19 protein-coding genes are annotated in these 19,143 nt (G+C 67.6%); 14 read left to right on the top strand and 5 right to left on the bottom strand.

What is annotated here, in order from left to right; translation table 11 throughout:
• Nucleotides 1–232 precede the first annotated feature (232 nt).
• Together C5C07_RS18350 and C5C07_RS18345 are read right to left on the bottom strand one after the other, a co-directional pair.
• Nucleotides 233–655 carry a type IV pilin gene (locus C5C07_RS18350; protein ID WP_115805773.1) on the bottom strand — a complete coding sequence of 141 codons (423 nt, stop codon included), beginning with the start codon at nucleotides 653–655 and terminating at the stop codon, nucleotides 233–235.
• A 424-nt stretch (nucleotides 656–1,079) separates the two neighbouring features.
• Entirely contained in the window at nucleotides 1,080–1,448 is a 369-nt protein-coding gene (locus tag C5C07_RS18345) for a hypothetical protein (RefSeq protein WP_049905315.1), read from the bottom strand.
• A gap of 356 nt (nucleotides 1,449–1,804) precedes the next feature.
• Here C5C07_RS18345 and C5C07_RS18340 point away from each other — a divergent pair, with 356 nt between their 5' ends.
• Nucleotides 1,805–2,221 (top strand): VOC family protein, encoded by a 417-nt coding sequence (locus tag C5C07_RS18340; protein WP_004978093.1) that lies wholly within the window; start codon nucleotides 1,805–1,807, stop codon nucleotides 2,219–2,221.
• 76 nt (nucleotides 2,222–2,297) lie between these two features.
• Here the strand turns inward: C5C07_RS18340 and C5C07_RS18335 are convergent, their stop codons facing one another.
• Entirely contained in the window at nucleotides 2,298–3,953 is a 1,656-nt protein-coding gene (locus C5C07_RS18335) for a PAS domain-containing sensor histidine kinase (protein WP_115805772.1), read from the bottom strand.
• 198 nt (nucleotides 3,954–4,151) lie between these two features.
• Between C5C07_RS18335 and C5C07_RS18330 the strand changes: the two genes are divergently transcribed.
• From C5C07_RS18330 to C5C07_RS18310, 5 genes are all read left to right on the top strand, one after another.
• Nucleotides 4,152–5,216: a hypothetical protein gene (locus C5C07_RS18330; RefSeq protein WP_004978096.1), complete on the top strand. Its 1,065-nt coding sequence runs from the start codon at nucleotides 4,152–4,154 to the stop codon at nucleotides 5,214–5,216.
• Between the two features lie 144 nt (nucleotides 5,217–5,360).
• Complete coding sequence (locus C5C07_RS18325; protein WP_004978098.1) at nucleotides 5,361–5,618, top strand: hypothetical protein; 258 nt, start codon at nucleotides 5,361–5,363, stop codon at nucleotides 5,616–5,618.
• Nucleotides 5,615–7,024, top strand: coding sequence for a hypothetical protein (locus C5C07_RS18320; protein ID WP_115805771.1), 1,410 nt, complete (start codon nucleotides 5,615–5,617; stop codon nucleotides 7,022–7,024). Before C5C07_RS18325 ends, C5C07_RS18320 begins: the two co-directional genes overlap by 4 nt.
• Before the next feature lie 95 nt (nucleotides 7,025–7,119).
• Nucleotides 7,120–9,777, top strand: coding sequence for a heavy metal translocating P-type ATPase (locus tag C5C07_RS18315; protein WP_115805770.1), 2,658 nt, complete (start codon nucleotides 7,120–7,122; stop codon nucleotides 9,775–9,777).
• Nucleotides 9,778–9,942: 165 nt separating this feature from the next.
• Nucleotides 9,943–10,398 carry a high-potential iron-sulfur protein gene (locus tag C5C07_RS18310; RefSeq protein ID WP_004978103.1) on the top strand — a complete coding sequence of 152 codons (456 nt, stop codon included), beginning with the start codon at nucleotides 9,943–9,945 and terminating at the stop codon, nucleotides 10,396–10,398.
• Nucleotides 10,399–10,419: 21 nt separating this feature from the next.
• On the opposite strand, the gene C5C07_RS18305 is transcribed toward C5C07_RS18310, so the two are convergent.
• Both C5C07_RS18305 and C5C07_RS18300 read right to left on the bottom strand, forming a co-directional pair.
• Entirely contained in the window at nucleotides 10,420–10,878 is a 459-nt protein-coding gene (locus C5C07_RS18305; protein WP_004978105.1) for a hypothetical protein, read from the bottom strand.
• Nucleotides 10,879–10,916: 38 nt separating this feature from the next.
• Entirely contained in the window at nucleotides 10,917–11,489 is a 573-nt protein-coding gene (locus C5C07_RS18300) for a hypothetical protein (protein ID WP_115805769.1), read from the bottom strand.
• A 109-nt stretch (nucleotides 11,490–11,598) separates the two neighbouring features.
• On the opposite strand from C5C07_RS18300, the gene C5C07_RS18295 reads away from it, so the two are divergent.
• From C5C07_RS18295 to C5C07_RS18260, 8 genes are all read left to right on the top strand, one after another.
• Entirely contained in the window at nucleotides 11,599–12,210 is a 612-nt protein-coding gene (locus C5C07_RS18295) for a hypothetical protein (protein ID WP_004978110.1), read from the top strand.
• 1 nt (nucleotide 12,211) lies between these two features.
• Nucleotides 12,212–13,570, top strand: coding sequence for a hypothetical protein (locus C5C07_RS18290; protein WP_004978111.1), 1,359 nt, complete (start codon nucleotides 12,212–12,214; stop codon nucleotides 13,568–13,570).
• Between the two features lie 352 nt (nucleotides 13,571–13,922).
• Nucleotides 13,923–14,351 carry a CopG family ribbon-helix-helix protein gene (locus C5C07_RS18285; RefSeq protein WP_004978112.1) on the top strand — a complete coding sequence of 143 codons (429 nt, stop codon included), beginning with the start codon at nucleotides 13,923–13,925 and terminating at the stop codon, nucleotides 14,349–14,351.
• 216 nt (nucleotides 14,352–14,567) lie between these two features.
• A complete protein-coding gene (locus C5C07_RS18280) occupies nucleotides 14,568–15,995 on the top strand; it encodes an FAD-dependent oxidoreductase (protein ID WP_004978115.1) in 1,428 nt (475 codons plus the stop codon).
• Nucleotides 15,996–16,172: 177 nt separating this feature from the next.
• Nucleotides 16,173–17,090 carry a DMT family transporter gene (locus C5C07_RS18275; protein ID WP_049905316.1) on the top strand — a complete coding sequence of 306 codons (918 nt, stop codon included), beginning with the start codon at nucleotides 16,173–16,175 and terminating at the stop codon, nucleotides 17,088–17,090.
• A gap of 73 nt (nucleotides 17,091–17,163) precedes the next feature.
• Complete coding sequence (locus tag C5C07_RS18270; RefSeq protein WP_004978118.1) at nucleotides 17,164–17,757, top strand: TetR/AcrR family transcriptional regulator; 594 nt, start codon at nucleotides 17,164–17,166, stop codon at nucleotides 17,755–17,757.
• Between the two features lie 149 nt (nucleotides 17,758–17,906).
• Nucleotides 17,907–18,113, top strand: coding sequence for a cold-shock protein (locus tag C5C07_RS18265; protein ID WP_004978121.1), 207 nt, complete (start codon nucleotides 17,907–17,909; stop codon nucleotides 18,111–18,113).
• Between the two features lie 258 nt (nucleotides 18,114–18,371).
• On the top strand, nucleotides 18,372–19,049 hold the full coding sequence (locus tag C5C07_RS18260; protein WP_004978122.1) for a DUF2306 domain-containing protein: 678 nt from the start codon (nucleotides 18,372–18,374) through the stop codon (nucleotides 19,047–19,049).
• Nucleotides 19,050–19,143: the final 94 nt, after the last annotated feature.

Genomic DNA, 19,143 nt, shown 5'->3' with positions numbered 1-19,143 from the left:
TTTCTCCTAGGTGTGCCGGACGAGAGGCGACCGTTGAGAAAAATTCGAATCGGTCCTCGAACGCTTGCCTGCTAACCTAACAGATAGTCTGACGTTCTCCGAGGATATAAACTAGTACTGAGAAGACGTTTCACGTATCATGCGTGTTCCGTACCAGAACCGGAGCGCACCGTCGCTCTCGGGGTAACATCCGAAAAAATTGAGGTTCGTTGGCTGTGACGCTGCGGACCGTTCAGGCGTTGTAGGTGTACTTCTGCAGGGTCGCAGAGTTGGAGCCCGATTCGGAGGTCCAGACGAGGCGCACTTCGTCGCCGTTGTCAACGTCGGTGAGAGTGACGGTAACGCTGCTTCCTGCCTTCACATCCGTGCCCGCGAACGCGTCGGGGGTATCAACGGTAAGGCCATTTCCAGCGATGGTCAGCAGATCTCCGTCGATCGCATCACCGCTTTCGTGGGTGACGATGAGATCGCCGCTCGTTTCGTTGTAGTTGAAGCTGAAGCTCGCCTGCGGGGCGGTGTCGCCGACCTGGTCGCCGAGACCGAGGACGAACGTCCCGATGACGGCCGCGAGGATGACTGTAATCGCGACCATGAGGATGACGCCGATGACCGGCGAGACTGCGCGTGATTCGCTAAGGAATTTCTTGATATCCATTGTTCTACCCAGGACCGGCCTCAGACCCACCTCGTGCCCACCTGCACGGGACCTCGAGCGGCCACATGTTCCGGTTCCTGTTGGCCTTTCGTATGTTCCGGATATATTTAATTTCGCAGCGACTTACCGGTCTATTCGGGGGTTTAGGGCGCTCCTAACGTCCGAATTCGGGATTTAAGCCGTTCAATCCCACCTGCATACCACCGGCGGGTATCTTCGGTGGTAAACCGCCGCGCTGACGCTCTACCCCTCGGATTCGCTCCGCGACCCGCACGGCGCGTCCGTCCCAACCGTGTCGCACTCGAATTTCTGCGGACACGGTGGTGTGGGTTCGGCCGGGTCGTCGCTGCGGCGCGCGCGCGTTCGCACGCGCCGCTGACGGTCGTGAGAGCGCTGAAAACGCAGAAAAACGTCGCTGAACGACCTACTGCGGGGCGTTCCAGAATCGCGGCGTCGACTCGAAGTCTATCTCAGCGTCGGAAGGCGCGCGCTCGTAGAGCGCGTCGTGGACGGCCTCGTAAGCCGCGCGCGGGCCCTCCTGTGCGAGTTTCGGGTGGTCGCGGGTGTCGAAGACGACGCGCCACGTCCCGTTCGTGAGGTGAAGCCCGAGGATGTACTTTCCGCGGACGTTCACGACCAGTTGGTAGGCGTGCTGAATCGTCTCGCCGTCGCGTTCGAGGTTGTAGCCGCGGACGGCGACGGCCTGCTGAATCGCCTCTTTCGTCTCGAGTTCGGCGACGAACGACTTGGGGACGGCCCGTCCGGGGAGCGATTCGACGAACGGTTCGCTCACGGCCGCACCACCTCGCATCGCGTGCCTGTCGGTTCCATCGTACCCTATCTGGGCGGCCCAGCGGGTATATGCGACACGGTCTCTGCTGGGCGACGGGGCCCCGACCCGCGTCGCGCCTCGCGGGCGCGCACGAGAAGCACTAACCCAGCGAACCAAGGTGGAGGCATATCCAACGAACCGAGAGGGAGGCTCATCCAACGAACCGAGAGGGAGCGCACCCAGCGAACCAAGGTGGAGGCATATCCAACGAACCGGGACGGAGGCGCGGCGAACGCGGGTCGGAATCGGTCGGCCGCCGTCTGCCGACCCGCGTTTCGAACGAAGCACCTTTGACGCTCTGCGCGCGCAGACGAACCGTGAACACCAACGCGCACCACGTCGGTATCACCGTTCGCGACCTCGATTCGACGCTCGAATTCTATCGCGATGCGCTCGACCTTCCGGTCGTCTCCCGTTTCGAAGTCGCGGGCGACGAGTTCGCCACCGCCGTCTCCGTCGACGGCGCCTCGGCGCGGTTCGCCCACCTCGACGGCGGCGACGTACGCATCGAACTCGTCGAGTACGACCCGGTCGGAGCCGACACCGACGAACCGACGCTCAACCGCCCCGGCGCGACCCACCTCGGACTCTCTGTCGACGACGTCGACGCCGCGGTGGCGGAACTCCCGCGCGATACCGAGACGCTCAGCGAGCCGCAGACGACCGAAAGCGGTACGCGAATCGCGTTCGTCCGCGACCCGGAGGGGAACCTCGTCGAACTCCTCGAGGCCTGAATCGGACGCTCGACTCGACGGGCGTCACCTCTCGGCTGGTCGGACTTGTGGTGTGTGAACAATCACGGGTGCGCGGTCACTCCCCGCTCGGGAACCACGTTCGCGGTCGCTCCGCTCCGACCGGGAGTTTCAGCGTCACGGCCGTCCCCCCGAGGGGAGACGGTTCCAACTCCATGCTTCCGCCCGCCTTCTTGACGACCCAGTGGACCAGCCACAGCCCCATCCCGGTCCCGTGTTCGAGCGGCGTCTCCTCGCCGCGCTTGATGACTCGCCACTCCTCGTCGGGGATGCCGGGCCCGTCGTCGGCGACCCGGACGACGAGCTTCGAGTCGTCGTCTTCCGTTCGGTACACGTCGACGTGGACCGTCTCGCCGCCGTGTTTGAGCGCGTTCGCGATCAACTCGTCGAGCGCCGCGCCGACGCGGCTGTCGACCCGTGCGAAGACCCCCGTCTCGATGTCCGTTCGTATCGTCGCCTCGGGATACGTCGATTCGGCTCGCGACACGGCGGACTCGACGAGCGCCGAGACGCGCCGCGGGGTCGCCTCGGATTCGAGGGCGTCCGAGACGGTCTGGGCCTTCTCTGAGAGCGCCACGAGTTCGCTCGCCGCTTCGACGATGGTCTCGGCGGCGTCGGTGAGGTCCTCGTCGGCGACGCCGGCCGCGCCGGTCGCGTCCTGGCGAATCATCTCCGCGTAGCCCTCGATGACGTTCATCCGGTTTCGGAGGTTGTGCCTGAACATCCGGTTGAGGACGCCGAGACGCTGTCTGGTCAGCTCCGACTCGGTGATGTCCGACTGGATGGCGACGTAGCCGTGGATGTCGCCGTCGCTCGCGATGGGTGCGATAGTCTGTATCGCGGTGTAGAGCTCGCCGCCCTTCCGCCGGTCGATGATTCGCTCCTGCCACGTCTCGCCGGACTGGACGGCCCGCCACAGTCGCTCGTAGTACGCCTCCGGCATCTCGCCGGAACTGAGCAGCGCGGCTGACTCACCGACCGCCTCCGCGGCGTCGTAGCCGGTAATCTCTTCGAACGCCGGATTGACGTACGTGATTTCACCCTCCGGCGTAGTGAGGTAAATTGCGTGCCCCACCTGTTCGACGGCCAGTTCGAACTCGCGGAGGCGACGCTCCCGGCGCTGTTGTTCGGTCACGTCGACGAACACGCCGACGATTTCGGCGGGTTCGTCGTCGGCGTCGCGGACGACCGCTGTCGAAAGTCGGAACTCACGGAGGTCGCCGTCCGCCCGTCGTCGCTCGACCGAAACGTCCGAGAGGCCGTCTTCGTCGATAGTCCGCCGGATAATCTCCTCGCTGTTTTCGCTGTTCTCACCCGCGCTGTAGGGGAGTGGCTCGCCGAGCACCTCGTCGCGCTTCCAGCCGAACGCCTCCGTGGCGGCGTCGTTCCACCTCGTTACGCGCCCCTCGGGCGTGACCGCGATAATCGGAACCGGGGAGGCGGCGACCACGGTTCGAAGCTGGTCCAGCGACGACCGAATCGACGTCTGTTGGCGCTCGATTCGCCGGTCTTTCCGGGAGGCGAGCGCCCAGACGAACGCGGTAGAGACGGCGACGAAGGAGAACCCCTTGATAAGCTCGGCCTCCGGGGCCGGGGGCGCACCCAGCGCGGCCGACAGGAGCAACTCGCCGCCGAGGATGCCTGCGGTCCCGAAGCCGAGGTACGCCAGCGCCATCGTGCGGGCGTCGAGACCGTCGAGCGGCGAGTCGTTCATCGTCCGAACGGAGCGCGAGCGGAGATATAAACGTGGTGCGGGAAACCGGCAGTTGATAACGAAATCACCACCCCTCGAAACCCGACGCGGAAGCGCAACCGACATTGGCACCGGGCCGCTAGCTGCGGTAACTCGACCGCTTCGCGGAGACGCGCGGCGGTCTCTCACCATGAGCCGACGAGACGCTATCGAGACACCATGAAACGACGCGACGCCATCAAGACGCTCGGAATCGGTGCTATCGCCGCCACCGCGGGGTGTCTCGGCGGGTTCGAACGGCAGTCGGCGTGGCGCGACCCGCCGCTCGTCGAGGACCGTCCGGCCGCGGTCTACCTGCCCGCCATCACCGAGGGGATGAAGATGTACGGGAAGACGACGGCCGGCCCGTACGGCGTCGCGCTCACCTACTCGTACCCCCACCGATTCTGGACCGCCGCCGGTTCGGAACTCGGGAAGACCGTCGTCGAGGCCGACGACTCGATTCACCTCATGGCGTCGCTGTGGGACGCCGAGACGGGGACCGTCCTCCCGCTGGACGCCGGCGTCTCCATCGAAATTCTCCGCGACGGCGACCTCGTGAGCGAGGAGGTCGCCTACCCGATGCTCTCCCAGCAGATGGGGATGCACTACGGCTCGAACTACGTCCTCGACGGCGAGGGCGACTACGAGGCCCGCGTGCACGTCGGCGGCACCTCGCTTTCCCGAACCGGCTCGTTCGCCGGGCGGTTCGACGCGGCCGAGACGGCGACGTTCGAGTTCGCCTTCGAGACGGACGACCTCTACGACGTGGAACTGCGTCGGCTCGGCGACGAGGCCGGGTCGCGCGGCGCGGTCCCCGCGATGGAGATGATGGGCGTCCCGACCGGGAAAGCGCCCGCCGTCGACGACCTCCCCGGTCGCCACCTCGGCCGACGGACGAGCGCCGACGCCCTGTTCGACGCCCTCGTCGTCGACGACGGTTCCCGGTTCGGCGTCGACGGCTCGTACCTCTACGTCTCGGCGCGGACCCCGTACAACGAGTTCGTCCTGCCGATGATGGGCGTCAGAGCCACGCTCGAACGCGGCGGAACCGCGGTGCTCGACGGGGCGCGACTCGACCGGACGCTCGACCCCGACCTCAGTTACCACTACGGCGCGGGCGTCGAGGGCGTCGAATCCGGCGACGCGCTGACGCTCTCGGTGGACGTGCCGCCGCAGGTCGCTCGCCACGACGGCTACGAGACGGCGTTCATGGAGTTCGAATCGATGCGGTTCGACGTCTGAGGCGTCGCCCCGCCGCTGTCGTGCGTCTCGCGCCTCGCACTCGCGACCCGCCGCCGACTCCGCCCCCGTTCGGTGCCAACGGCGCGAACACCCGCGATAGAAACGTTCAGAAGCCACCCTCCCCGAACTTCGAGTGACTATCGGATGACCACGGACACCGACGCGACGCGCGACCGCCACACCTGCACAGCGTGCGGCGAGGCGTATCCGACCGAGCGACTGCTGGTCCTCCACCGGGGCGCGAGACACCCCGACGACCTCGACGCCGAGGAGGTCGAGGCGTACCGCGAGGCGTACTACGAGGAGGAAGACGAACTCAAGTCGTTCCGCATCCGCGCGCTCGGCGTCCTCGTCCTGCTGTACTTCGGCTTCCTCATGCTGTTTATCGTCTTCGCATCATGACCCGACTCCGACACCTCTCCCTCAGACGATTCGGTCTCGGTCTCCTACTGGCGAGCCTCCTGTCGCTTCTCTCCGACCCGGCGGCCGCGAGCAACGCCGCGGTCGGCCTCGCGGGCGCGTCGGAGGACAACCTCGCGGTCCCGCAGTGGCTCTATCTCGCCACCGGCGGCGCGACCGTCGGGGCCTCCGCGCTCCTCGCCAGCTTCGTCACCGACCGCCGGTTCATCGAGCGCGTCCACCTGTGGCAGACCGGGTCCGAAGCGGGCGTCTCAGACAGCGTCCTGCGCGCCCTCCGGGTCGCGGGTGGCGTCCTCGGCCTCGCGCTCCTCGCGCTCGTGGTCTATCTCGGCTACACCGGCCCGCAGGTTCCGACCGTCAGCTTCGCCGTTATCGTCGTCTTCGCGGGGCTCCGGGCCGGATACACGATGTTCTCGTACCTCGTGACAGACACGTGGCGCGCGCTGAACCCGTGGCGAACCGTCGTCTCGGCGGTTCCGAACGGGTTCGTCTCGTATCCCGAGCGACTCGGTCGCTGGCCGGCGGTGGCTGGGATTCTCGCGCTCGTCTGGGTCGAGACCGCGACCGACGTCACGACCCGTCCGTCGGTTCTCGCGACCGCGCTCGTCGCCTACTCGGTCGTCACGCTCGCCGGCGCGGTCGCCGTCGGCGCGGACGCGTGGTTCGACAAGGTCGACCCCGTCTCCGTCTTCCTGCACTTCTACGGCCGCGTCGCACCGATTCGCCTCGACGACGACGGACTCTCTTTCCGCCTCCCGGGGATGCGACTCGTCACCGACGACGACCTGACGGACCTCGGCGACGTGGCCGTCGCGGTCGTCCTCGTCTGGGAACTCACGTTCAGCGGCTTCGTCACGACCGAGCAGGGCGCGGCGGCCGTTCGGGCGCTCGCGGGCGTCGGGCTTCCGCCGCTTCTCGTCTACGGACTGCTCTACCTCGGCGGCTTCGCGGTCTTCCTCGGCCTTTACGTCCTCGCGGCGCGGGTGACCGCCCGCCGCATCGACACCTTCGAGACGCCGCTCGACCTCGCGGTCAAATTCGCGCCCTCGCTGCTCGCTATCGCCGCCGGCTATCACCTCGCGCACTACGTCGGCTTCTTCGTCTCGCTGTCGCCGATGTTGGTGGCGGCGTTGTCGTCGCCGCTGTCGTCGCCGGCGAACCCGGTCGTCCTCACGCTCCCCGCGTGGTTCGGCGGGCTGAACGTCGCGTTCGTCCTCGTCGGCCACCTGCTCGCGGTGTGGGTGGCGCACTCGCAGGCCTACCGGACGTTTCCCAGCCGACTGCAGGCCGTCCGGAGCCAGTTTCCCTTCGTCGCCGTGATGATTCTCTACACGGTTCTCAGCCTGTGGCTCATCTCGCTGCCGACCGCGAGCCCGCCGTTCCTCTAATTATTAACTCAAATCGATTGAGTTATGAAATCACAACAGTAGAACCCCGATTTCTAACAGGTGAATTATTAACCTGTCCCTGACTACTGCCGAGTATGAGCGAACACGACGGACGCGAGCCCGGCCCCGACGAGGCGGACGCGTCCACTACCTCGCCAGACGGCGACGGATGCGGGTGCGACGACGCCTGCGGGGTCGAGGGTGCGTCGGAGTCGAGCGCGGCCGGCGAGACCGGGGGCGGCGACTCCGCCGGTGGGCCCGCCGATTCGACCCGCGCGGAGTTCGGCGTCCCGGACATGGACTGCGCCTCCTGTGCGAGCAAGGTCGAATCGAGCGTCCGGAAACTCGACGGCGTCGGCGACATCGACCCGCGGGTGACGACCGGCCGACTCGTCGTCGAGTACGACCCCGACCGGACTACGCCCGACGACATCCGGGGCAACATCGAGGGCGCGGGGTACGCCGTCGAGGACGCCCCGTCGACCCGCGAGGTCTCGTTCACCGTTCCGGACATGGACTGCGCCTCCTGCGCCGGAAAGGTCGAAAACGCCCTCCGCGGCGCGCCGGGCGTGCTGTCGTACGAGACGCGCCCGACGACCGGGACCGCCGTCGTCACGCTCGCGGCCGACGCGGACCTCGATTCGGTCGTCTCGGCCATCGAAGCCGCCGGCTACGAGGTCACCGGAACCGACGCCGACGGGGCGGACACCGACGCCGACGCTGACGCCGGCGGGGACCGCGAGAGCGTCTGGCGTAGCACGCGCGCGGTGAAAACGTGGATAAGCGGCGGCTTCCTCGCGGCGGGCATCGCCGCCGAGTACCTGCTCGGGCTGGAACTCGTCGTCGCGAGCGTCCTCGGCGTCTCGTTCACGGTCGCCGAACTGCTCTACATTCTCGGGGCCGCGCTCGGCGGGCAGGCCATTCTCCGCAACGGCTACTACTCGGCGAAGAACCGCAGTCTCGACATCGACTTCCTGATGTCGGCGGCGATTCTCAGCGCCGTGACCGCCAGTCTCATCTCCGGGCCGACGAGCCTCTACTTCGAGGCCGCGACGCTCGCGTTCCTCTTCAGCGTCTCCGAACTGCTCGAACGCTACTCGATGGACCGCACGCGCGACTCCCTCCGAGAGCTGATGGACCTCTCGCCCGACGAGGCGACGGTCCTCCGAGACGGCGTGGAGACGGTCGTTCCCGTCGAAGAACTCGACATCGGCGACGTGGTCGCCGTCAAGCCCGGCGAGAAGATTCCCGTCGACGGGACGGTCGTCGCGGGCGACAGCGCGGTCAATCAGGCTCCCATCACCGGCGAGTCCGTCCCGGTCGACAAGGCCGAGGGCGACGAGGTGTTCGCGGGCACCGTCAACGAGGCGGGCTACCTCGAAGTCCGCGTCGAGTCCGCCGCGGGCGACGACACCCTCTCGCGCATCGTCTCGATGGTCGAAGACGCGCAGGCCAACAAGACCGAACGCGAGCAGTTCGTCGAGCGCTTCTCGTCGTACTACACTCCCGTCATGGTCGTCGTCGCGGTCGCGGTCGCGGCGATACCGCCCCTCGCGTTCGGCCTCGACTGGGTGACGTGGTTCGTCTACGGCATCACGATGCTCGTGCTCGCCTGTCCCTGCGCGTTCGTCATCTCGACGCCCGTCTCGGTCGTCTCGGGCATCACGTCGGCCGCGAAAAACGGCGTGCTCATCAAGGGCGGCACGCACCTCGAAGCGATGGGCTCGGTCGAGGCCATCGCCGTGGACAAGACGGGCACGCTCACGAAGGGCGAACTCACCGTCACCGACGTGGTCCCGCTCGACGGGAACTCCGAAGAGGACGTGCTGCGGTGCGCGCGCGGCCTCGAATCCCGGAGCGAACACCCCATCGGCGAGGCCATCGTCTCCCACGCCGAGGGCACGGGCGTCGCCGCCCGCGAGGTCGACGACTTCGAGAGCGTCACCGGCAAGGGCGTCCGCGCCGACCTCGACGGTGTCCCGCACTTCGCCGGCAAGCCCGGCTTCTTCGAGGAGCTCGGATTCGACCTCGAACACGTCCACGTCACCGCCCCCGGCGAGGAGCTTTCGGCGGAGGTCCGACAGCTCTGTGACCGCCACGGCTGTCTCAACCTCGTCGAGGACACGATTCCGCGACTCCAGTCGGAGGGCAAGACGGTCGTCCTCGTCGGGACCGAAGACGCCCTCGAAGGCGTCGTCGCCGTCGCCGACGAGGTCCGCCCGGACGCCCGCGAGACGGTCGCGAAGCTCCGCGAGGCCGGCCTCTCGGTCGTCATGCTCACCGGCGACAACGAGGGGACCGCCCGCGCCATCGCCGAGCAGGTCGGCGTCGACGACTTCCGCGCGGGGCTCCTCCCGGAGGACAAGGTCGCGGCCGTCGAGGGCCTCCTCGACGAGTACGGCTCGGTCGCCATGGTCGGCGACGGCATCAACGACGCCCCGGCGCTCGCCACGGCCACCGTCGGCGTCGCCATGGGCGCGGCCGGCACCGACACCGCCCTCGAAACGGCCGACATCGCCCTCATGGCCGACGACCTCTCGAAGCTCCCGTACCTCTACGAACTCTCCCACCGCGCGAACGGCGTCATCCGGCAGAACATCTGGGCGTCGCTCGCCATCAAGGCCGTCCTCGCGGTCGGCGTCCCCTTCGGCTACGTTTCGGTCGCGCTCGCGGTCCTCGCGGGCGACGCCGGGATGACCATGGGCGTGACGGGCAACGCGATGCGGCTCGCCCGGATTCGCCCGGACGAGTGAGGTTCACGGGGCTCGTCACCTCTCACTTCCAGATTTTCGCTCTCTCGCGGCCCGATTCGCGCATCCGTGTTACTTAGTGGCGTGACACCATCAACGCGTCCGCAATTCTTGCCGCATGGGAACCGGCTGGCTCGGTTTTACCGACGCCGCGCGTCATAAGTTGGCATGGGAGACGACGAGCGGACGCCACGCCGAGACGCGACCGACCGACCGACGCGGAGTCGGGATACCCGCGACACCGGCCGCACACGGAGACGGTTCATCTGGCTCACCGGGACCGCCGCGATGGCCGGATTGGCCGGCTGTTCCGGCGGCGGTGGCGGCGCGACCGAGACGACGACGGCGACCGCGACCACGACGCAGTCGTCGGGGTCGACCGGGGGCGTTCCCGAGGCGTACGCGACCGCCACGTCCCTCGACGGCACCCAGCGCAACCCCGACAGCCTCTCGTCGCAGGAGGCCGTCTCGTACCAAGACGAGCCGAAAGACGGCAAGCAGTGTTCGACCTGCCGGTACTACATCGAGGACAAAAACGGGGACGGCGTGGGCGCGTGCGCCATCGTCGCGGGCGAAGTCGCTCCCGAGGGGTACTGCGTCTCTTACGTCGAATACGAGGGGTAACGCTCCGAACCGCGGTCGCGGTCAGGAGTCGTCGCCCGTCGGCCCGACGGCGCTCTGAATCCGACAGCGGATGGACTCCTCGACGCCGTCGCGCTCGACCGGAATCACCCACTTCTCGCCGCAGCCGAGGACGGTCACCATCTCGCCGTCCTGTCGGTGTTTCACCGAGACGAACACCTCGCCGCGCTCGGGGTCGTAGTCGACGAGTTCGACGAGCACGTCCTCGCCGGCGATGAGGAGGTTCTTCGCGCCGTCCAACTCGGTGACGTAGGACTCGGTGTTCCCGGCCGGGTCGGTGACAAACAGTTCGACGACCGGCACGTCCTCCCCGTCGGGGTAGCTCGCGTCGACTTCGAGCGCCCCGTCTTCGAGCCGGATGCCGTGTATCTCGACGAGCGACGCCGCGACGCCGAAGGTGTCAGCGACCTGCTGACGGAGGTCCCCCAACGGGATTCGAACCGACTCTCGAATCGTTCCCATGCCCGCCCCTACGAACGGGGGGTGTATGAGCGTGTCCGCTAGTCGTCGCCCCAGAGGGCGTCCGCGAGCTGCGACCCCGACGGGACGGCCTCGCGGAAGGGGACCGAGTCGAACGCGAGCGGCCCGTTGAGCGAGAGAAAGCCGAGTTCGCCCTCGGGTGCGCGGTCGAGGTTGGTCAGGAAGGCCACCTTTCGGACCGCCTCGACGCCCTCGACGGTCGCGTCGGGGTCGACCGACTCGTACAGGGCGGCGTGTTCCCGGACGTGTTCGACGCAGCGTCTCGTCGGCGCGAACAGCAACAGCGCGTGGACGCCCGGCCCCTCGCGGCCGAGTTTCGTCCGGATGGCGTGCTCGTCGTCCTTGTAGAAGTAGCGCTCCATGCGGCGGTACTGGCGGAGTATCTCGTTCGCGCCGGTGGCGTGGCGGACGGCGGCGTCGGCCTTGAGTTCGATGAGGTAGTCGACCGGTTCGGGCGTCCGAACCCGGACGTACACGTCGGCGACGCCGCGGTTCCCGTAGTGGTCGTACGGCTCTTCGAGGTGAATCTCCACGTCGTCGAAGGCCGCCCGGAAGTGCTCGACCACCCGCGTCGCCAACTCGTCCTCGCGCATCTGTCGGTCGAGACGAGGCGGCCGTCGGGGAAATGTCCCGCGGTTCGCCCGGCGCGACTCGGCACATCGGAAAACACATACCGTCGGCGTTCGGTTGGGAAATCGACATATGTCCCTGCCGACCCGCAGACAGGTCCTCCAGGCTGGCGGCGCGTCCCTTGTCGCCGCGCTCGCCGGGTGTTCCGGCGAGGGGTCCAGTTCCAGTTTAGACGAGCCACGCGGTCCCTCCCCGGACGCGCTCGTCACCGACTACGACGCCCTGACAGTTCGCAACGACGCCGAGACCGGCATCTTCCGGGACGCCGCCCGGGAAGACGAGGACACGGGGTCGTCGTATCTCGACGATTTCCTCGTCACCACCGACGAGGAGCGCGAGAACGTCGCCGTCGCAGCCGAACCCGACGGCATCGACGAGGCCCGCGCGTTCATCGACGAGACGGAGTTCGACGCGCAGACGCTCGTCATCACCCAGCACCGGACGGACGCCTGCCACCGCGTGAAACTGCTGTACGTCACGCACCCTCCGGACAGCGCCGTCCACCTCGACTTCTGTCACCCGCTCCGCCCGGCCTCGGTCGAGTGTTCCGTCGACGACCGCCACGTCGTCGCCTCGCTGGTGCGACTGCCCTACTCGTCGAAGGGCGAGTCGAGTTGGGGACACGGCGGCGGAAGCAGTTGTCGCCTCCCACCGTCGCTCCGAACCGAGACGGAGGACGCCTGAGATGCCCCGGACGCGACGCGACGTGCTCGCCTCGCTCGCCGGGGTCGGCGTCGCCGGACTCGCGGGGTGTACCGCGCTCGACGCTGGCGGCTCCGAAACCGAGGACCCGTCTCTCGACGCGGCGACCCTCCGCGAGGTCAGAGAACTCGGGTCGCCGGCGTTCCCGGCCCGCGTTCCGGCCCCGATTGCCGATTCGTTCCTCGAACGGGGCCGCGCTCGCGCCCGCGAACTCCTCGATTCCTGTCCCGAGAGGATGTCCCCGGAAGAAGTCCCGAACGAGGCGGTCCGGGAAATCTACGCCGAGGCGTACGCGGACGCCGCCGAGGACCTCGAACGGACGGCGGCTGACGAGTCGCCCTTCGAGGCGCTTCGGGGACTGCGCTACGCCCGCGGGGCCGCGGCGATGGCGAAGGGGACCTACGAGGCCGCAGTCGGCGGCTTCACCGAGTCTGACGTGCGTGACGAGGCCGAGGCGGTCCGCGCCGACATCGAGTCGTTCCGGCTCGGCACGCGTTATCTCGGCGACGAACCCGACCGGGCGCTCGTGGTGTACGAGGCCGTCGAGAACCTCGTCGCGGCCGCGGTCAGGTATCTCGACAACGCCGGCGAGTACGGGCGCTACGCCGACAGCGCCCCGCGGGTCGGCGAACTCTTCGACGCGGTCGAGTCGGCGCGGGCGTCGCTCGACGGCGCGCGCCACGTCCGCGACCGCTATCTCGCGACGATTCCAGACCCGGTGGACTTCACCGGCCCGTTCGAGGCGACGGCCTCCTCGCTCGCCGAGATTATCGCGGACCGCCTGTCCGAGTATCCCGAGGAGGAAAGGCTCGAACCCGTCGTCGAGGCCGAGGGATTCGACACGGAGGAACTCGAATCCATGCCGGCCAAAGACCTGCTGGTGGAGACGTTCGTCGAAGTCGAACGCGGGCTTCAGGACGCCCGTGACGGCCTCCGAAGCGACCGCTTCGCCACCGCACTCGTGGGCGCACACACCGCCGAGACGCACCGCCGCGCGTTCGAGGACGCAGTCACGGCGGTCAAGCGAGGCCGCTACGAGTCCGTCGAGTCCGCAACCGCGGTCAGAGACGCGAAACTCGGCGCGCTCGAAGCCCTCGAAGCCGCCCGGTCGGACGGGTCGAACCCGCACCTGACGCGGCGCGCGCTGGTCGATATCGCCCACATGGTCGGCCGCGGGGACCGTTCTCTCGGCGACGACTACTATTCGGACGACGACCCTCGGGCCGCGCGAAACGCACTCGCGCAGTACGCGACCACCGAGTTCGCCGCGCGCGAGACGCCTGATGTGAGCGCGTGGGTGCTCGGGACGCTCGCGGCCGAGCGCGGCGGCGTCCGCCGCTGACGGGCCGTTTCCTTCGTTTTGGGCGCGTTCCCGCGAACTGTTTGGACGGTATCGACCGGTCCGACTGCCGCGTCTCTGCATCGACTCTCGGAAACTCTCGAGACGACCGCTTCGATAACTCGCGGGCGGCGAGTCATGGGGGCGCCCACAGGTGGTTCATGCAATCCACGCACCACCATCGCGCTCGACCGAGTCGAACGCTCGATGGACGAACTCCGGGTGAGGTGCTCCTTAGATAGCACCACCTCGCCTCGGTGAAACGCGGGAGATTGGCAACGTTTGGGTGTCCTCCGTCGCAACGCTACCCCACCCGATAATAAGGTTTAATATTTGATGGCGGTTTGATTGTTATATGGCCGTCGTTAGCGTCTCGATGCCGGAGGAACTACTCGAGCGAATCGACCAGTTTTCCGAGGACCACGGATATACTGGCCGGAGCGAAGTGCTCCGAGAGGCGAGTCGGAACCTCCTCGGTGAGTTCGAGGACAAGAAACTCGAAGACCGCGAACTGATGGGCGTCGTAACTGTCGTCTTCGATTACGAGACGACGAGCGTCGAAGAGAAGATGATGCGACTCCGCCACGAGTACGAGGACATCGTTGCGTCGAACTTCCACAGCCACGTCGGCGGGCACCACTGTATGGAACTGTTCGTTCTCGAGGGGTCGCTCGAAGACATCTCGACGTTCGTCGGAAAAATCAGAGCGACGAAAGACACGCTCACGATCGATTATTCGGTGCTTCCGGTCGACGACTTCGGTCCGCTCGCGGATATGAGCTGAATTCGCTGTCCCACGTTCGGACCCCACGCTGTCGACTCACCCGAACAGATTGGTCGTAGCGCTGGGGTAGTCTGTTATCGGAACTCTCTCTATCAGTGGACCGCTGTAGCGGACGCTGAACGAGTAGATGCTCTGTTCGACCGGCGAGAGGCGTCGCCGTCGGTGTATCGTTCAGCCGAGGAAGTTAGGTGTTGGCGGGCGTACCACTCTCACATAATGTCTGACGAACCATTCGTCGTCATCGGCGGCGACGCCGCCGGACTTTCCGCCGCGAGCAAGTTCGCCCGCGCCGACGCCGACCGCGAGGTCGTCGTCTTCGAGAAGGGCCGCTGGGTCTCCTACGCCCACTGCGGCACGCCCTACTTCGTCAAAGGCGAGGTCGACAAGCTCACCGACATGCTCTCGCTGTCGCCCGAGGCGGCCGCCGACCGCGGCATCGACCTCCGGCGCGAACACGAGGTCGTCGCCGTCGACACCGACGAGCGGGTCGTCACGGTCGACGGCCCCGACGGAGCGTTCGAACAGCCCTACGGCGACCTCCTCGTCGCCACCGGCGCGCGGGCGCTCCGCGACCCGATAGACGGCATCGACCTCGACGGCGCGTTCACGCTCCACGGGCTGGACGACGCGGCGGCGATTCGGTCGTTCCTCACCGACCCGGACGAGGCCTCGGTCGCCGACCTCGGCGGCGGCGGCTTCGTCGACGAGGCGCGAGCGGCCCGTTTCGGCGCGATGGAACCGCCCGAGTCGGTCGCCATCGTCGGCGGCGGGTTCGTCGGCGTCGAGATGGCTGAGGCCTTCACCGCCCACGACCTCGACGTCCATCTGTTCCAGCGCTCCGGGCACGTCCTCAGCACCTTCGGCGACGCCGTCGGCGAGCGAGTCGAAGAACACCTCGAAGATAACGGCGTCACGCTCCACCTCGGCGCGTCGGTGGAGCGACTCCGCGGCGACGACGCGGGCCGGGTCGAGGCCGTCGTCTGCGAGGGCGACGAACTCGCGGTCGATGCGGCGATGGTCGGCATCGGCCTCCGTCCCAACTCGGACCTCGTCGCCGACGCGGTCGACCTCGGCGAGACGGGCGCTATCGCGGTCGACGACTACGGGCGGACGAGCGCGGAGCGCGTCTACGCCGCGGGCGACTGCGCCGAAATCGACCACGTCGTCACCGGCGAGCCGACGTGGAACACGCTCGGCCTGCCCGCGAACCGCGCCGGGCGAGCCATCGGCCAGACCGTCGCCGGCGACCCCGAACCCATCGGGACCGTCGCGAACACCTCGGTCGTGAAGGCGTTCGACCTCGAGTGCGGCCGCGCCGGCGTGACCGACCTCGACGAGGCGCGCGACGCCGGCTTCGACCCCGTCTCGGAGACCATCACCGCCGGCTCGCGGTCGGGCTACTACCCCGGGTCCGCCGAGACGACCGTCACGCTCGTCGCCGACCGCGACACGGGGCGACTGCTCGGCGGCACCATCGTCGGAGCCGACCGCGCCGCCGTCAGAATCGACACCGTGGCGACCGCGCTCGCCTCCGAGTTGACCGTCGCCGAGGTGGAGCGTCTCGACCTCGGCTACGCGCCGCCCTTTAGCCCCGTCTGGGACCCGATTTTGACCGCGGCGAAGGTGCTCCGCGGCTCGCTGTAAGCCGCGAGCGGTTCGAAATTCGAACCGAACAAAACGACTATTATCGATTGTGTGGTAACGATACGCCCACGTGCTGAATATAACTCCAACAGAGCGCGGGTGTGTCGAAACGAAACCGACGCGGCCGACGAGTCCGGCGGAGTCGCATCGGCGTCCGCCGAGCGGAGCGTGGTGTCGGTGAACGGCCGGGTCGCCGCCGGACTGTTCGTCCTTCTGGGACTCCTCTGGGGGAGTTCGTTCGTCGCCATCGAAGTCGGTCTCGCGTACTTCCCGCCGCTGCACTTCGCGGCGCTTCGGTTCTTCCTCGCGGGGCTCATCGTCCTCGGCTACGCCGCCGTCTCGACCGACTACTGGCGGCCGCACAGCCGGACCGACTGGACGCTCGTCGGCGTCTCCGGCGGCCTCCTCATCGGCGCGCACCACGCGTTTCTCTACCTCGGACAGGAGCACGTCCCCGGCGCGGTGGCGGCCATCGTCATCAGTCTCGGCCCGGTCCTGACCGCGCTGTTCGCGACGGGCATCCTCGGCGACCGCATCTCGCCGCTCGGGGTCATCGGGTTCGGTTTCGGCTTTCTCGGCGTCGGCCTCGTCGCCCAACCGGACCCGAACGCGCTCCTCTCCAGCGACGTGGTCGGCGTCGCCATCGTCTTCGTTGCCTCGGCGTGTTTCGCCCTCGGTGCCGTCCTGACGCGCCCCTTCTCGTCGGACATCCCGGCGCGGACGCTCCAGGCGTGGGCGATGCTGTTCGGGGCCGCGCTCCTGTCCGTCGCGGGCGTCGCCACCGGCGAGTCGCTCGCGGCTATCGAGTGGTCCGGCGTCGCCGTCGGCTCGCTGCTCTATCTCGCCGTCGTCAGCGGCGCGGGCGCGTTCCTCATCTACTTCGAACTGCTCGGCCGGTTCGGCCCGACGCAGATAAACCTCATCGGCTACGTCGAACCGGTCTCCGCGACGCTCCTCAGTTGGGCCTTCCTCGGTCAACTCATCGACTCCGTGACCGCGCTCGGCTTCCTCTCCATCTTCGCCGGCTTCGCGCTCATCAAGCGCCGGGCGCTCGGCGAGTTGGTCGCGGGAGCGCGCGGTCGGTCTGCGGAGTGACCGTCGTCGAGTCCCGCGTTTCGCCCGCGGAGCAACGGACACAAGTAGTCGAGCGAGCGAACACTCACTCACCATGCCCGCCGACTCCGTGCCGCCCGAGCAGAAAGCACAGATTGCGAACGCGGTCCGCGCGGCGCTCGCCACGCACGGCTACGCTCGGCTGACGACGAAGAAGGTGGCCGCGGAGAGCGAAAAGAGCGAGGCGGGGCTGTACTACTACTACGACTCGAAAGACGAGATGATCGTCGCGTTCCTCGAAACGTCGGAGGACTACCTCGCGCGGAGCCTCGACGAAATCGACGCCGAGGGCCCCGAAGAACGGCTTCGGGCGGTCTGCGACATCCTCATCGTCGACGAAGACGACGCGGCCGCCGCCGGCGTCAACATCGCCGTCATGGAACTCCTCTCGCACGCGCCACACAACGAGACGCTCCGCGAACCGCTGCTCCGGATGGAGCGCCACACCCTCGACGTTATCGCCGACATCGTCCGCGACGGCGTCGAGCGGGGCGTCTTCCGCGAGGTCGACCCCGAGGGAACGGCCGCGTTCGTCCTCTCGGCGACCGACGGCTACACCGGCTTTGCCCTCGCGCTCGGGATGGAGGGCGTCGGCGACGACCTCCGGGAGTCGCTGTCGGCGTACATCGACTCGTTGTTGGTCGAGTGAGGCCCGCCCGTCTGTTTCCGTCGTCCCCGCTCGGTCCGGCACTTATCTACCGAAACGGCCGTAAGCGGGCGGACGAATGTCTTTCGAAGGGTCGTGGTACCTTGACCCTCGGAAGGGTTATCCGTCGCCCGACCTTCGATTTGTTCGTAATGGCACACGGCAAAGTTGATTTCTTCAACGACACTGGCGGCTACGGTTTCATCTCTACTGACGACGGCGACCTCGACGACGACGAAGACGTGTTCTTCCACATGGAAGACGTCGGCGGCGAAGACCTCACGGAAGGTACCGAAGTCGAGTTCGACATCGAGTCCTCGCCCAAGGGCCCCCGCGCGGCGAACGTCGTTCGGCAGTAACACCGAGACGCGACTGCTGTTTGTAGCGGCAGACGACACCTCGACTTTTCAGACGATTACACGGCGAGCCGAGGCTCTCGACGGAACCGAGCCTCTCGGCCGTGGTTCGCTCCTCCCGTTTCTAAGTAAGTACTCACTCAGTAGATTTATATCGCTCCTCGAACGACTCGATTCCATGCCGAGCCTACACAGCGTCCACGCCCCGCCGAATCACGCCGAGCGTCCACGCCTGCCAACCGCCTCAATCGAGGTCTCGCGATGACGCTCGTCGAGGACGCGACGCTCGGCGTCCACATCCTCGCCGGGTTCGCGGCGCTGTTCGCCGGCTTCGGCGCGATAGCCACGAAGAAAGGCGGCCGTCGCCACCGTCGGGCGGGCCGGGTCTACGTCGCGGGGATGACCGTCGTCGCGGTCACGTCGCTCGTGCTGTTCGCCCTCGCGCCGACCCGCGGGCGGACGTTCCTCGCGCTCGTCGCGGTGTTCAGCTACTACTTCGTCTTCTCGGGCGACCGCGTCCTCTCGCGGAAGCGCCCGACCGACAGGCCGGAACTCGTCGACTGGGTCGCGGTCGGTCTGCTCGCCACCGCCGGAGTCGGTCTCCTCGCCATGGGCGCGCTCCGGTTCCTCGCCGGCGACAGTTTCGCCACCGTGATGCTCGTCTTCGGCGCTGCCGGCGCCGGCTTCGGCGTCCGCGACCTCGCCGCCTTCCGCCGGAAGCGCGCGGAGTCTCGGGAGTGGTTCTTCGAACACATCGGCCGCATGGGCGGCGGCTACATCGCCACCGTCACCGCCTTCTCGTCTGTCAACTTCGACTTCCTCCCGACCGTCGCCGCGTGGCTCTGGCCCACCGTCGTCGGCACACCACTCATCTTCCTCGCCATCCGGAAGTACAAACGCGGGTCGCCCGGCGCGGCCGCCTCGACCGCGACTGATTAGGAACCGCGGGCGACCGCTCTTTTCCCCACCTTCCGACCGCTATCTCGACGGCCTCTCGCCGCGGAGTGTGACGGCGCTCGACGAATTCCGGGCC

Origin of the sequence: Haloferax sp. Atlit-4N (genome assembly GCF_003383025.1) — an archaeon.
GTDB classification, from domain to species: domain Archaea; phylum Halobacteriota; class Halobacteria; order Halobacteriales; family Haloferacaceae; genus Haloferax; species Haloferax gibbonsii.
This window is presented reverse-complemented; position numbering and strand designations above follow the sequence as displayed.

Bases quoted from the DNA above. Each gene is read 5' to 3' on its own strand.
- C5C07_RS18350 (WP_115805773.1), bottom strand. From the start codon at position 655: ATGGATATCAAGAAATTCCTTAGCGAATCACGCGCAGTCTCGCCGGTC.
- C5C07_RS18335 (WP_115805772.1), bottom strand. From the start codon at position 3,953: ATGAACGACTCGCCGCTCGACGGTCTCGACGCCCGCACGATGGCGCTG.
- C5C07_RS18330 (WP_004978096.1), top strand. From the start codon at position 4,152: ATGAAACGACGCGACGCCATCAAGACGCTCGGAATCGGTGCTATCGCC.
- C5C07_RS18325 (WP_004978098.1), top strand. From the start codon at position 5,361: ATGACCACGGACACCGACGCGACGCGCGACCGCCACACCTGCACAGCG.
- C5C07_RS18320 (WP_115805771.1), top strand. From the start codon at position 5,615: ATGACCCGACTCCGACACCTCTCCCTCAGACGATTCGGTCTCGGTCTC.
- C5C07_RS18315 (WP_115805770.1), top strand. From the start codon at position 7,120: ATGAGCGAACACGACGGACGCGAGCCCGGCCCCGACGAGGCGGACGCG.
- C5C07_RS18310 (WP_004978103.1), top strand. From the start codon at position 9,943: ATGGGAGACGACGAGCGGACGCCACGCCGAGACGCGACCGACCGACCG.
- C5C07_RS18305 (WP_004978105.1), bottom strand. From the start codon at position 10,878: ATGGGAACGATTCGAGAGTCGGTTCGAATCCCGTTGGGGGACCTCCGT.
- C5C07_RS18300 (WP_115805769.1), bottom strand. From the start codon at position 11,489: ATGCGCGAGGACGAGTTGGCGACGCGGGTGGTCGAGCACTTCCGGGCG.
- C5C07_RS18295 (WP_004978110.1), top strand. From the start codon at position 11,599: ATGTCCCTGCCGACCCGCAGACAGGTCCTCCAGGCTGGCGGCGCGTCC.
- C5C07_RS18290 (WP_004978111.1), top strand. From the start codon at position 12,212: ATGCCCCGGACGCGACGCGACGTGCTCGCCTCGCTCGCCGGGGTCGGC.
- C5C07_RS18285 (WP_004978112.1), top strand. From the start codon at position 13,923: ATGGCCGTCGTTAGCGTCTCGATGCCGGAGGAACTACTCGAGCGAATC.
- C5C07_RS18280 (WP_004978115.1), top strand. From the start codon at position 14,568: ATGTCTGACGAACCATTCGTCGTCATCGGCGGCGACGCCGCCGGACTT.
- C5C07_RS18270 (WP_004978118.1), top strand. From the start codon at position 17,164: ATGCCCGCCGACTCCGTGCCGCCCGAGCAGAAAGCACAGATTGCGAAC.
- C5C07_RS18265 (WP_004978121.1), top strand. From the start codon at position 17,907: ATGGCACACGGCAAAGTTGATTTCTTCAACGACACTGGCGGCTACGGT.
- C5C07_RS18260 (WP_004978122.1), top strand. From the start codon at position 18,372: ATGACGCTCGTCGAGGACGCGACGCTCGGCGTCCACATCCTCGCCGGG.